The 13,301-nt window shown below is 68.2% G+C and carries 13 protein-coding genes; 6 read left to right on the top strand and 7 right to left on the bottom strand.

The window, feature by feature from the left end; all coding sequences use genetic code 11:
• Nucleotides 1-7 precede the first annotated feature (7 nt).
• From Q7J26_RS08055 to Q7J26_RS08035, 5 genes are all read left to right on the top strand, one after another.
• Nucleotides 8-1,261: a hydrolase gene (locus tag Q7J26_RS08055; RefSeq protein WP_304935950.1), complete on the top strand. Its 1,254-nt coding sequence runs from the start codon at nt 8-10 to the stop codon at nt 1,259-1,261.
• On the top strand, nt 1,262-2,269 hold the full coding sequence (locus Q7J26_RS08050; RefSeq protein WP_304935949.1) for an arginine N-succinyltransferase: 1,008 nt from the start codon (nt 1,262-1,264) through the stop codon (nt 2,267-2,269).
• 21 nt (nt 2,270-2,290) lie between these two features.
• Nucleotides 2,291-3,706: a succinylglutamate-semialdehyde dehydrogenase gene (astD, locus tag Q7J26_RS08045; protein WP_304935948.1), complete on the top strand. Its 1,416-nt coding sequence runs from the start codon at nt 2,291-2,293 to the stop codon at nt 3,704-3,706.
• A gap of 157 nt (nt 3,707-3,863) precedes the next feature.
• Nucleotides 3,864-5,213, top strand: coding sequence for an N-succinylarginine dihydrolase (astB, locus tag Q7J26_RS08040; protein ID WP_304935947.1), 1,350 nt, complete (start codon nt 3,864-3,866; stop codon nt 5,211-5,213).
• Nucleotides 5,210-6,499, top strand: a complete 1,290-nt coding sequence (locus tag Q7J26_RS08035; RefSeq protein ID WP_304935946.1) for an MFS transporter — start codon at nt 5,210-5,212, stop codon at nt 6,497-6,499. The genes astB and Q7J26_RS08035 overlap by 4 nt, the downstream gene beginning before the upstream one ends.
• 63 nt (nt 6,500-6,562) lie before the next feature.
• Here the strand turns inward: Q7J26_RS08035 and phhA are convergent, their stop codons facing one another.
• Nucleotides 6,563-7,438 carry a phenylalanine 4-monooxygenase gene (gene phhA / locus Q7J26_RS08030; RefSeq protein WP_304935945.1) on the bottom strand — a complete coding sequence of 292 codons (876 nt, stop codon included), beginning with the start codon at nt 7,436-7,438 and terminating at the stop codon, nt 6,563-6,565.
• A 59-nt stretch (nt 7,439-7,497) separates the two neighbouring features.
• Nucleotides 7,498-7,806, bottom strand: coding sequence for a heat shock protein HspQ (gene hspQ / locus Q7J26_RS08025; RefSeq protein ID WP_287928567.1), 309 nt, complete (start codon nt 7,804-7,806; stop codon nt 7,498-7,500).
• A 147-nt stretch (nt 7,807-7,953) separates the two neighbouring features.
• Between hspQ and Q7J26_RS08020 the strand changes: the two genes are divergently transcribed.
• Nucleotides 7,954-9,054 carry a Ppx/GppA phosphatase family protein gene (locus Q7J26_RS08020; protein WP_304935944.1) on the top strand — a complete coding sequence of 367 codons (1,101 nt, stop codon included), beginning with the start codon at nt 7,954-7,956 and terminating at the stop codon, nt 9,052-9,054.
• Between the two features lie 3 nt (nt 9,055-9,057).
• On the opposite strand, the gene Q7J26_RS08015 is transcribed toward Q7J26_RS08020, so the two are convergent.
• The 5 genes from Q7J26_RS08015 to Q7J26_RS07995 form a co-directional block, all read right to left on the bottom strand.
• Complete coding sequence (locus Q7J26_RS08015) at nt 9,058-9,930, bottom strand: peptidylprolyl isomerase (protein ID WP_304935943.1); 873 nt, start codon at nt 9,928-9,930, stop codon at nt 9,058-9,060.
• 29 nt (nt 9,931-9,959) lie between these two features.
• Nucleotides 9,960-10,850: a peptidylprolyl isomerase gene (locus Q7J26_RS08010; RefSeq protein WP_304935942.1), complete on the bottom strand. Its 891-nt coding sequence runs from the start codon at nt 10,848-10,850 to the stop codon at nt 9,960-9,962.
• Nucleotides 10,847-11,335, bottom strand: coding sequence for a pantetheine-phosphate adenylyltransferase (gene coaD, locus Q7J26_RS08005; protein WP_304935941.1), 489 nt, complete (start codon nt 11,333-11,335; stop codon nt 10,847-10,849). The genes Q7J26_RS08010 and coaD overlap by 4 nt, the downstream gene beginning before the upstream one ends.
• A 97-nt stretch (nt 11,336-11,432) precedes the next feature.
• A complete protein-coding gene (locus tag Q7J26_RS08000; protein ID WP_304935940.1) occupies nt 11,433-12,224 on the bottom strand; it encodes an aminotransferase class IV in 792 nt (263 codons plus the stop codon).
• 178 nt (nt 12,225-12,402) lie between these two features.
• On the bottom strand, nt 12,403-13,301 hold an 899-nt coding region (locus Q7J26_RS07995), incomplete at its 5' end, for a DNA gyrase C-terminal beta-propeller domain-containing protein (protein ID WP_304935939.1).

Raw genomic sequence — 13,301 nt, 5'->3', positions numbered from 1 at the left:
CCGGCCGATGCGGATTCTGACCACCGACCAGGCCGTCCTCGACCACGTCGCCGCGCGACGCGAGGCCATCATCGGCCGCACCATCGACTGGGCGAACATCAACTCCGGCAGCCGCAACGCCGCCGGTTTGAACGCCGTGCTGGACGCGCTGGAGGCGGCAGCAAAGGGCCTGACCGGCGCCCTCGTCGAACGGATCGCCACCCAGGGCTCGACCAGCGTCGCCGACGACGGCTCGGTGCGGACCGAGGCCCATGCCGACGCCCTGAAGATCACGGCCCGGCCTTCGGCGCCGATCCAGGTCGTGCTGACCGGCCATTACGACACCGTCTTCGGCGCCGACAGCCGGTTCCAGACCGTGACGACCCGCGCGGACGGCGCCCTGAACGGCCCCGGCGTCGCCGACATGAAGGGCGGGATCAGCGTGCTCCTGGCGGCGCTCGAAGCCTTCGAGACCTACCCCGACCGACACGGCGTCGGCTGGACCGTGCTGCTGAGCCCGGACGAGGAGATCGGCTCGCCCGCCTCGGCTCCGCTGCTGGCCGAACTGGGCGCCCGGGGGCATGTGGGCCTGACCTATGAGCCGGCCCTGGCGGACGGCACCCTGGCCGGGGCGCGCAAGGGCAGCGGCAACTATCATCTGATCGTGACGGGCAAGGCCGCCCACGCCGGCCGCGCCTTCGACGAAGGCCGCAACGCCATAGCCGGGGCCGCCATCATCGCAGCCGCCCTGCACGGGCTGAACGGCCAGAGGGACGGGGTCACCGTCAATGTCGCCAAGATTTCCGGCGGCGGCGCCCTGAACGTCGTGGCCGACAACGCCGTGGTGCGGTTCAATGTGCGCGTCCCGGACAAGGCCGCCGCCGACTGGATCGACGCCTCGGTCCGCGCCATCGCCGCCGCGCCGCCGTTCGAGGGGCTGAGCCTAGATCTGCACGGCGGCTTCACCCGCGCGCCCAAACCGATGGACGCCGCCCAGACCGCCCTGTTCGAGGCGGTGAAGGAAGCGGGCGCCCTACTGGGCCAGCCCATCGCCTGGAAGCCTTCGGGCGGGGTGTGCGAGGGCAACAACCTGCACGCCGCCGGCCTGCCCAATATCGACACCCTGGGCGTCCGGGGCGGCGACATCCATTCGGATCAGGAGTTCGCCTGGCCCGACAGCTTCGTCGAACGCGCCCAGCTCAGCGCCCTGATCCTGTGCAAGATCGCCTCCGGCGAGATCGACGCGGCCAAACTGAAAGCTCTGCGGATGGAAACCCTCTGAATGCTCGTCGTCCGTCCCGCCGGCCCCGCCGACCTCGATTATCTGCTGGAGCTGGCCATCCTGTCCGGCCCCGGCTTCACCAGCCTGCCGGAAGATCCCGACGCCCTGGCCGAACGGCTGGAGCTGAGCCAGGCCAGTTTCCGGGGCGAGGCCACGCCGCAGGAGGCCTGGTACACCCTGATGCTGGAAGACGGCGACACCGGCGACATCGACGGGGTCGGATCGGTCAAGGCGACGGTGGGGCTGAAACGGCCCTTCTTCTCGTTCCGCATCGTCAACAATACGGCCTCGTCCCCCTCCCTGGGGGTCAAGCTGGATCACCAGACCCTGGTGCTGGTCAATGAATGCACCGGCTGGACCGAGGTCGGCTCGCTGTTCCTGAAGGCCGACCGGCGCAAGGGCGGCGCGGGCCGTCTGCTGAGCCAGTCGCGCTATATGCTGATCGGCGCCCAGCCTGAACTGTTCGCCGAGAATGTGCTGGCCGAATTGCGCGGCGTCTTCACCCCTGACGGCGCCTGCCCCTTCTGGGATCATGTGGCGCACAAGTTCTTTCCGATGGAGTTCGATCACGCCGACCGGATGAGCGGATCGACCGACAAACAGTTCATCCTGGACCTGGCCCCGCGCCACCCGATCTATACCGAGCTTCTGCCCGAACCGGCGCGCGCCGTGATCGGCAAGGTCCATCCCCAGGGCGTGCCGGCCATGGCGCTGCTGGAGAGCGAAGGGTTTCGGCCCAATGGCCTGGTGGACATCTTCGACGCCGGTCCGACCGTGTCGTGCGGGCGCGACAACATCCGCACCGTGCGCGATGCGCGCCGGCTGACGGTCGAGATCACCGACCGGGTCGAGGCCGAACTGCCGGCCCTGATCTCGACCGACAGCATCGCCGCCTTCCGCGCCGTGCGGGCCAAGGCGGACATCCACGGCGACACGGTTCGCATCGGCGCCGAGACTGCTGCGGCCTTGAAGGTGGTCGCCGGCGCCGGCGTGCGGGTGAAATCGTGATGAGCGGACTGGAATAGAGCCATGACCATTTTCAACTCCACCGACCCCGCCACCGAAGCCGTGAACTGGGAAGGCGAAGCCGCCAGCCCCGTTCAGGTCCAGGCCGCCGTGGACGCCGCCCGCGCCGCCTTCCCCGATTGGGCAGACCGTCCGCGTCAGGACCGGATCGACGCCGTCAAACGCTATCAGACCGTGCTGAAGGACCGCGCGCCCCAAATCGCCGAGGCCATCGCCCGCGAAACCGGCAAACCCCTGTGGGAGACCAAGACCGAGGCGGCCGCCATGATCGGCAAGGTCGATATCTCCATCCGCGCCTATGACGAACGCACCGGCGAACGCACCAGCGACACCGCCTTCGGCCGCGCGACCCTGCGTCACCGGCCGCACGGCGTGGCGGCGGTGCTTGGCCCGTTCAACTTCCCCGGCCACCTGCCCAACGGCCATATCGTCCCGGCCCTGCTGGCGGGCGACACCGTCGTCTTCAAACCGTCGGAAGAGACGCCCCTGGTCGGCCAGGTCATGGCCGAGGCCTTCGCCGCCGCCCTGCCGACCGGCGTGGTCAATGTCGTCCAGGGCGGGCGCGAGACCGGGGCGGCCCTGCTGGACGCCGGGATCGACGCCCTGATGTTCACCGGCTCGGGCGCGGCCGGCGCCCATTTCCGCCGCAAGTTCGCCGACGATCCGCACGTCATCCTGGCGCTGGAGTTGGGCGGCAATAATCCGCTGGTCGTCTGGGACGCCGCCGACGCTCAGGCCGTGGCGGGCGTCGCGGTGCAGTCCGCCTTCATCACCACCGGCCAGCGCTGTTCGTGCGCCCGGCGCCTGATCGTGCCGGAGGGAGCGCAGGGCGACGCCATCATTGAAGCCGTCGCCGCCCTGTCCGACCGTCTGGTGTTCGGCCCGTGGGACAGCGACCCCGAACCCTATGCCGGACCGCTGATCTCGGCGCGCGCGGCCGAGGCTGCGCTGAAGGCCTTGCAGGACCGGATCGACGCCGGCGCCAAGGTCATCCGCGCCTCGGGGCCCGTCGCCAACCTGCCCGGCGCCTTCGTCAAACCGGCCATCATCGACGTGACCGGGATCGACGTCCCCGACGAGGAGATGTTCGCCCCCTTCCTGTCGGTGATCCGCGTGCCGACCTTCGACGCCGCGATCCAGGCCGCCAACGCCACCCGCTACGGCCTGTCCGCCGGTCTAGTCAGCGACGATCCAGCCAACTGGGACCACTTCATCCGCCGCATCCGTGCGGGCGTGGTCAACTTCAACCGCCCCACCACCGGCGCCGCCGGCGACATGCCGTTCGGCGGCCTGGGCGCCAGCGGCAACCACCGGCCCAGCGCCTACTACGCTGCGGATTACTGCGCCTATCCGGTCGCCAGTTTCGAGGCCGACGCGGTCGCGAACATCGAGGGCGAGATCAAGGGATTACGGTCGTGATTCCTTCTCCCCTTGCGGGAGAAGGTGGCCCGCGCAGCGGGTCGGATGAGGGGTTTCTCCCTGCCGGCCGCCTGCGTGACCCCTCACCCGCTCGCGCCAGGACGACGGCTTGCGCCGTCGTGCGCGATCTCCCTCTCCCGCAAGGGGAGAGGGCCGAATGACCTACGCCGTCGAAGCCAACGCCGACGGCCTGATCGGGCCGACCCACTCCTACGCCGGTCTGTCGCCGGGCAATCTGGCCTCCAGCCTGAACAAGGGCGAGGCGTCGAACCCGCGCGCGGCGGTGCTGCAGGGACTCGACAAGATGAAGACCCTGGCGGACCTGGGCCTGCCCCAGTTCGTCCTGCCCCCGCACGAGCGGCCGAACATCCCCTTCCTGCGGACCCTGGGCTTCACAGGTTCGGACGCCCAGGTGCTGGAACAGGCCTGGAAAGACGCGCCCTCCTTCGCCGCCGCCGCCTGTTCCGCCTCGCCCATGTGGGCCGCCAACGCCGCGACCGTAACTCCCAGCGCCGACGCCGCTGACGGCCGGGTGCATTTCACCCCCGCCAATCTGATCACCAATCTGCACCGGTCGCTGGAACACCAGCAGACGAAGCGGGCGCTGGACGCCCTGTTCCCGGATCCTGAGCGGTTCGCGGTGCATGACGCCCTGCCCTCGGTCGCGCACCTGGCCGACGAGGGCGCCGCCAACCATGTGCGCCTGTGCGCCGATCATGGCGAGCAAGGCGTCAATCTGCTGGTCTGGGGGCGCGAGGCTTTTGAACCCTGGGACGGTCCCTACCCAGCGCGTCAGACGCGCGAAGCTTCTCAGGCCGTCGCCCGCCGGCATGCCGCCTCGGGAGCCGTCCTGGCCCAGCAGTCGAAGGCCGCCATCGCCGGCGGCACCTTCCACAACGACGTGGTCTGCGTCGGGGCGCGCGAGACCCTGTTCTTCCACGATCTGGCGTTCGAGGACACGGCGGGGACTCAAGACGCCATCCGCCGCGCAGCCGAAAGCCTGTTCGACCCGATCTTCGTCGAGGTCTCCTCCGCCGACCTGCCGCTGGCCGACGCCATCAGCTCCTATCTGTTCAACTCCATGCTGATCCAGATTCCGGGCGAGGATCGCCTGACCCTGATCTGTCCGACCGAGACCCGCGACAACCCGCGCAGTCATGCGGTGGCGCAATCCCTGGCCGCCTCCAACGGTCCAATCGGCCGGGTCCAATATGTCGATGTGCGCCAGTCGATGCGCAACGGCGGCGGGCCGGCCTGCCTGCGGCTGCGGGTCGTCCTGAACGAGGCGGAGCTGGCGGCGACCAACCCGGCCATGCGCCTGACGGACGCCCTGTACGCCCGGCTCAAGACCTGGGGCGAGCGCTGGTACCGCGACGAACTGCGGCCCGCCGACCTGGCGGATCCTGACCTGCTGGACGAGAGCCGGGGGGCGTTGGATGAACTGACAAATATTCTGAAGCTTGGGGGGAGCTTCTATCCGTTTCAGGGTGTTAAACGCGTCAAATGACCACACCCTCCTCCCCCATGACCTCCGCCCGCCGTCTTCGAAACATCGTCGGCGGGTCCGCCGGAAATCTCGTGGAATGGTTCGACTGGTACGCCTATGCGGCCTTCACCCTGTATTTTGCGCCGGTCTTCTTCCCCAGCGAAGACCCGACCGCCCAGCTGCTGAGCGCCGCCGCTGTCTTCGCCGTCGGCTTCCTGATGCGGCCGATCGGCGCCTGGATCATGGGCGTCTATGCCGACCGCAAGGGACGCAAGGCCGGTCTGACCCTGTCGGTCACCCTGATGTGCACCGGCTCGCTGATCATCGGGGTGACGCCGGGATACGCCAGCATCGGTCTGGCCGCGCCCGCGCTGCTGCTGTTCGCCCGCCTGTTGCAGGGTCTCAGCGTCGGCGGCGAATACGGGTCCAGCGCCACCTATCTGTCGGAAATGGCCGAGCCGAACCGTCGGGGTTTCTGGTCCAGCTTCCAGTATGTCACCCTGATCTCGGGACAGCTGATCGCCCTGCTGCTGCTGATCGTGTTGCAGAACACCCTGAGCGAGACGGCGCTGGCGTCTTGGGGCTGGCGGATCCCGTTCTTCGTCGGCGCCGGCCTGGCCGTCATCGTCTTCTGGCTGCGTCGCCGTCTGGATGAGACCCACAAGGAATCGGACGTCAAGGACGCGCCGAAATCCAGCGCCACCCAGCTGATCCTGAAACACCCGAAAGAAGCCCTGATGGTGCTGGGCCTGACGGCCGGCGGCACCCTGGCCTTCTATACCTACACGACCTACCTGCAGAAATTCCTGGTCAACACCACGGGCTTCCCCAAGAACACGGCCACCGAGATCAGCGCCGCCGCCCTGTTCATCTTCATGCTGTTGCAGCCCGCCGTCGGCGCCCTGTCTGACCGGATCGGACGTCGCCCGGTGATGATTGCGTTCGGCGTGATGGGCATGTTGTGCACCGTGCCGATCATGACGACCCTATCGACGGTCGAGAGCCCGTTCGTCGCCTTCCTGCTGGCGCTCGCCGGTCTGGTGATCGTCTCGGGCTATACGGCGATCAACGCCGTGGTGAAGGCCGAACTGTTCCCGGCCCACATCCGCGCCCTGGGCGTCGCCCTGCCCTACGCCATCGCCAATGCGGTGTTCGGCGGCACGGCTGAGTATGTGGCCCTGTGGCTGAAGGATGCGGGCGTGGAGAGCGTCTTCTTCTGGTATGTGACCGGGATGATCGGCGTCTCGCTGTTCACCTTCATCCGCATGCGTGACACGCGCCACAACAGCCTGATCACGCATACATAGTTCTCTTTTTTCGTCATCCCAGGGCTTGTCCCTGGGATCCAGACTCCCGGGTTCGACGCCAACCTAGGCCGCGAACCGCCCGCCGCGTTCGGCGTAGGCCTGGGTGCCGCGGGTGAAGACCTGATCGGTCGGCAGGACGGTTTCTATGGGAAGGTCATCCTGGCCCTTCAGGGCGGCGTACACCGGACCGAAGTCCTTCAGGGTTTCGTCCTTCAGGGCTTCCAGGCTGTCGATGAGGAAATATACCTGCTGGAAGTCGTCGATCCGGTAGAGGGTCCGCATCACCCCTTCCACATCAAAGCCCAGCCGGTTCGGCGACGGGTCCTCCAAGGCGAAGACGCTCTCGGTCGCCGACGAGACAATCCCGGCGCCATAGATGCGTAAGGCGCCGGCCTCCTGCATCAGACCGAACTCCACCGTGTACCAGTACAGCCGCGCCAGGTTCGGCAGCATGCCCAAACCGGCCGCGCGCTGACCGCCCTTGCCATAGGCCTCCATATAGGCGGCGAAATCGGGGTCGGTCAGCATCGGCACATGGCCGAAGACGTCGTGGAAGATGTCGGGTTCCTGGAGATAATCCAGTTGGTCCGGCTTGCGGATGAACTGGCCCGAGACGAAACGGCGGTTGGCCAGATGGTCGAAGAAGACCTCGTCCGGCACCAGGCCCGGCACGCAGACCACGGTCCAGCCGGTCAGGGCCTGGAGCTTGGGATTGATGACGTCGAAGTCGGGAATGCCGCCGGCGTTCAGGTCCAGCGCATCCAGTCCGCGCAGGAAGGCGTCACAGGCCCGGCCCGGCAGGATCTTCATCTGGCGGGCGTAGAGCGTGTCCCAGGTCTGGTGTTCGACCTCGGTGTAGCCGGCCCAGTTCTGGGGAATGGTCCAGTCGGCGGCCGCGCCCTCGGGCGGTTGTTCGAAGACGTGTTCGAAGTCGGACATGGGACGCTCCTCTTTTGCCGGCATCCTAGCGCCCCCGGCTCCGCCGATCCAAGGCTTCGTCAGTGGATGCCTTCGTCCAAGGGGGCATGGTGGCCGTCAGCGTCGGTGGTGAACCAACGCCGGGCGTCGTCGGGCAGCAGGACCGACTGACCGTCTTCCAGCACCCCCTCGGCCGCATAGGCGACGAAGCCGCCGTCCTCGCCCAGGGCGAAGACACGATAGAAGGGCTGGTCCGCCGCCACCGCGCCGGTTTCGACGGCGGGGCCGGCGTAGCCGTGATCGACGTCCATAACCACGCCGCGAAAGGCGTTGTCACGGTGACGAACGATCTGGCCGATGGCGAAACGGGCGGTGTGAACCTGGGTCATGAGGTCTTGTTACGCTTGTACGGATGACCGGGACGCCCACAGGTCCGTTCATCTTCCTGACAGAATGGCTTGGCGCGGACGATCTTCGCGGGCTAGGTTGATGGGGACGGGCGCCGCTTTGGACCGCCCACATCGGAATGACGGCCCATGCCGGAGACCCACGGCGCGCCCCGACGGCGCGACGAGCGGTCCCAGCCTTCCCGCGAGCGGGATGCGTCGGGTCGGGATGCGCCCCTGTATGGCGCGCTCGATCTGGGGACCAATAATTGCCGGCTGCTGATCGCGCGGCCGTCTCGCGACGGCTTTCGGGTGGTCGACAGTTTCAGCCGGATCGTGCGGCTGGGCGAAGGCCTGTCCCGAACGGGCCGGCTGGACCCGCGGGCGATGGACCGGGCCTATGACGCCCTGGCCCTGTGCGCCGACCGGATCGTCAGGAAGGGCGTGGAGTCGGTTCGGCTGAGCGCGGTCGCCACCCAGGCCTGCCGCGCCGCCGAGAACGGCGCCGAGTTCATTGATCGCGTGCGCAAGGGCACCGGCTTGCGGCTGCGGATCATCGATCCGGCCGAAGAGGCGCGGTTGGCGGTCGAGGGCTGCCTGAACCTGATCGATCCCAAGGCCGAGGCCGTGCTGATCATCGATGTCGGCGGCGGCTCGACCGAACTGTCCTGGTTGAAACGGGAAGACGCCGACTGGAAGACCACCGCCTGGATGTCCGCCCCCCTGGGCGTCGTCACCCTGGCCGAGCGGCACCCCGAGCCAGAGGGCGCGGGCGAAGACTGGTACGAGGCCATGGTCGGCGACATGGGCGCGGCCATCGCGGCGGGCGGGATCGAGGATGCAGCCATGATGGAGCTGTTCCTGGCGGACCGCGCCCATCTGGTCGGCACCTCGGGCGCCATCACCAGCCTGGCAGGCATTCACCTGAACCTGCCGCGCTACAATCGCGACCGGGTCGATGGGCTGTGGATGACACGCGGCGATTGCGAGGCGGCTGCGGAACGGCTGAAGGCCCTGGGACCGGACGGCCGGGCGAAGGAGGCCTGTATCGGGCCGGACCGCGCGGATCTGGTGCTGGCCGGCGCGGCTATATTGGAGGCCATCCAGCGGGCCTGGCCATCGGAACGGGTGCGGGTCGCCGACCGGGGCCTGCGTGAAGGCCTGTTGCTGCAGCAGATGCGCGAGGACAAGAAACCGCCCAAACGGCGCAGGCGTCGGCGAGGACGCGGCCGGGGACCTGCGGCGACCTGAGCGTCAGCCCGCCGTCGCCAGCCGCACCGGGACGTCGATGTCGCAGACCGAGAAGTCCGCCCCCTTCGCCTGACGCGCCTGATCGACCAGGGCGCGGAAGGTCGGCGAAGTGGTGTTCAGCATCTGCACCGCCGGGCGCTCGGCCGACGGCAGGTCGGACGCCAGCCGGACGCGGGTCATCCGGTCGGGATCGATGACGACGCCGTCCGGATTGGGGCTGGCCTTCAGGGCGCGCACGACGTCAAGCCCGACGACCACGCGCCCCCAGACGGTGTAGCGCTTGTCCAGGGCCGGATAGGCCTGGCGCATCAGGAAGAACTGGCTGTTGGCGGTGTCATTGCCCTCGTCGCGCGCCATGCCGGCCACGCCGGGACAATAGAGACCCCAGCCATGAACCTTGCGGTCGGCGGTGCCCGCCATCAGGGCGTCGGGCTGGGTCTGAACCGGGACGGAATGGTAGAAGCCGACCAGGGCTCCGGCCGGCGCAGCCACGGGCGTGAAGGCCATGTCGGGCCCGCGACGGAAGGTGAACTCGCCCTTCAGGTCCGGATACCAGCTCTGGCCGTCGCCGGTGCCCAGGGGATCGCCGGTCTGGGCCATGAACCAGTCGATGACCCGGTGCCAGGCCAGGTTATCGTAGAAGCCGCGCGAGGCCAGAAGCTTGATCCGCTCGACATGGGCGGGGGCGATCTCGGGCGTCAGTTCGACCAAGATCCGGCCCTTGGTCGTGTCGATGACCAGCAGATTGTCGGGAGCCACGGCGCGCCATTCGGTCGGCGCGGGCGGAGGCGGCGGAACGGACGCCTCCTGCGCCAGGGCGGGACCGGTCAGAAGAGCCGCAAGGCCCGCCGCCATCAGCGCGTTTCGAATGATCATGCCCCGGCCCTCCCCCTGTATTCTAACGATCAGCCGCCGACGACCTCGGCCACCGGCTGGACGTCGCAAATGCTGAAGCTGCCGCCGCGCGCGGTGCGGGTGGCGGCGATTCGTTCGGCGAACGCGGGGCTGCGGGCGTCCATCACCCGAACCGTCGGACGTTCGCCCTCCGGCAGGGCTGAGGCCATGCGGACGCGGGTCATGATGTCGGGGTTGGCCACCTTGCCGTCCTCGGCGTCCGAGCCCTTGTTCAGTTTCTTGACCACGTCCAGGCCCGAGACCACGCGGCCGAAGGCGGTATAGGCGCCGTTCAACTGATCCCGCTCGCCCATCATCAGGAAGAACTGGCTGTTGGCCGTATCGGGCGCGCCGGCGCGGGCCATGCCCAGGACGCCGGGACAGAACAGGCCGTGCGCCTCGACCTTGAAGTCGGCGGTGATCATCATCTGGGCGTCGGGCTGGGTCTCGACCGGCAGGACGCCGACCAGGCCGCGCACGCCCTGACCCGCGCTGGGAACCACGGCGAAACCAGCGTCGCGGCCGCGCCGGAAGCTGAACTCGGCCTTCAGGTCGGGCAGTTCGCTGCCGCCCTCGCCCGTGCCCTGCGGGTCGCCGGTCTGGGCCATGAAGTCGGGGATGACGCGGTGGAACTTGAGCCCGTCATAAAAGCCCTGGTTGGCCAGGGTGCGGATGCGTTCGGCATGCGCCGGCGCGGCGACCGCCGTCACCTCGACCAGGATCCGGCCCTTGGGCGTGTCGATGACCAGAAGATTTTCGGGGGCGACGGTTCGCCAGTCGGCGGCGGAAGACGCCGGAGCCGGGACGGCGGCCTGGGCTTGCGCCAGGGCCGGGGTCTGGACCGAAGCCAGAAGCGCGGCGGCGGCCGCCGCGATCACACCAAGACGCATAACCGAACTCATCCTCTGTTCTTGACCTTGTCCCGCACGCGCGCGGCGATGGCGGGGCTGACGAAACTGTCGATCGCGCCGTCCAGACGGGCGATTTCCTTGACCAGCCGCGAGGCGATGGCCTGATGCCGCGGGTCGGCCATCAGGAATACCGTCTCGATGTCCTGATTGAGGCGCTGGTTCATGGCCGTCATCTGGAATTCGTATTCGAAGTCGGCGACCGCGCGCAAACCGCGAATGATGACATTGGCGTTCAGCTCTTCGGCGAAATGCATCAACAGGGTCGAGAAGGGCTGGACCACGATGTCGCCGCCCAGATTGGCCACCTCGGCCTTGAGCATTTCCACCCGCTCGGCCGTGGTGAACAGCGGCCCCTTGTCGTCGTTCTGCGCCACGCCGATGACCACCCGGTCCACCAGCTTCAGCGCCCGCTTGATGATGTCGGTATGACCATTGGTCACCGGATCGAAAGTGCCCGGATAGAGTCCGATGCGCATGGCGTGTCTCCCCAGCCTGTCGCCTGCTGTTCGGCGTGACTTAGCAGGTGCGAAATCAGTGGCCTAGCCGCTTGACGCTATCGTCATCGTGGCGGTTTCAGATCGGTTGCGGCGGCTGGCTGAGCCAGGCGTCACGCAACCTGTCCAACCAGACCGGATCTTCGGAAAAGGCGACGGTGTCGATGGAGTTTATCGGGCAGGCCGGCGTGGCGCTGTTGCACAGGAAGGCGCCGTCGAACGCGGCGATCTGGTCCAGGTGGACAGGACGGCTCTCCACCCCCAGGCCCGTCTGGATCAGGCCACGCTCGATCAGAACCTGGGTCACCCCCGCCAGCATCGGCGCCTGGGGCCAGACGATGCGTTCCCCCTGAATGAAGCCGATATTCCAGGTCACGCCTTCCGAAACATGGCCTTGGTCATCGACGAACAGGGCGTCGTCGAAGCCCGCCGCCCGTGCGGCCCGGCGCACGCGCGTCTGACCGAAGGTGGCGACGTGTTTCAGGTGGGGCGTTTCGCGGACGTGAGTGACCGCCGTCACCCGCATTTGGGTGGCCAGGGGCGGCGGGGGCGGTGAAACGACCGTCATCACCTTGGGCCGCCCGACGAAGGACGGATTGCGATGGCCGATCTCGGGCGAGAACAGGCTGACCCGCAGCCATGCCTTGTCACGTCCTTCAACAGCGAGCGCCAATAGACGCCGGAACTCGGACTCGCCGGGGCTTTCGCCGAACAGTTCGACGGCGGCCTGGTCCAGGCGGGCGAGGTGCAGGTCGAGGCCCCGAACGGCGCCGTGCTCGACGCGGAAGGAGGTGTAGGCGCCGTAGTTGACGAGGGCCTGATGGGCCAGGTCGTCGGGGTTGGCGGGAAGGCCGTCGATCAGGATGTCCACTGCCAGCTCCCGTTCCGTTCTTCCTTCTCCTCTTGCGGGAGAAGGTGGCCCGAAGGGCCGGATGAGGGGGCCGCCGGTGGGCCAATTCGCACCACCGGCCCCCTCACCCTTTCGCGCCAGAACGATCGCTTCGCTCTCGTGCGCTCAAGCCCTCTCCCGGCGGGAGAGGGTCTTGGCTTTAGGCTTCGCCCTCGCCGCCCTCTTCACCCGCGACGTCCGCCTCATCCGAACCGCCGCTATCGGGCAGGCGTTCGACCGAGACGACCTTTTCGTCCTTGCCGGTGCGGAAGATGGTGACGCCCTGGCTGGAGCGGCCGACGATGCGGACCTGGTCGATGCGGGTGCGGATCATCTGACCGCCCGAGGTGACCAGCAGCAGGTCGTCAGTTTCCTCGACCGGGAAGGCCGCCGCCAGGCGCGTGCCCGCGCGACCGCCCAGGCCGTGAGCCGTCAGACCCTGGCCGCCGCGACCGGTGCGGCGATACTCATAGGCCGAGGACCGCTTGCCGAAGCCGGTCTCTGTGACCGTCAGGATGAACTGTTCGGCGGCGCCCAGCTGGGCGATCCGTTCGACGGTCAGGGCGGCGTCCGCGACCTCGTCTTCAGCCTCGGCCGGAGCCGCGACATCCTCTTCCGCGTCCGCGCCGGCCAAGGCCTTGCGCATGGCGTTGGCGTGTTTGACGTAAGCCGAGCGTTCTTCCGGCGTGGCGTCGACGCGGCCCAGGATGGCCATGGAGATGACCTCGTCGCCGTCCTGCAGGCGAACGCCCCGGACGCCGGTCGAGTCCCGGCCCTTGAACACGCGCACATCATCGGCCTTGAAGCGGATGGCGCGGCCCAGGGCCGTGGTCAGCAGGATGTCGTCGTCGGCGGTGCACAGGCCGACGCCGACCATGCGGTCGTCGCCTTCCAGCTTCATGGCGATCTTGCCGGCGCGATTGACCGTGGCGAAGTCTGACAGCTTGTTCCGGCGCACGTCGCCCGCCTGGGTGGCGAACATGATGTCGTAGTCGCCCCAGGTCGTCTCGTCCTCGGGCAGGGGCAGGACGTTCTTGATGCTGTCGCCCGGCTCGATGG

The sequence above is a fragment of the Brevundimonas sp. genome (assembly GCF_030656255.1).
GTDB lineage: Bacteria > Pseudomonadota > Alphaproteobacteria > Caulobacterales > Caulobacteraceae > Brevundimonas.
This window is presented reverse-complemented; position numbering and strand designations above follow the sequence as displayed.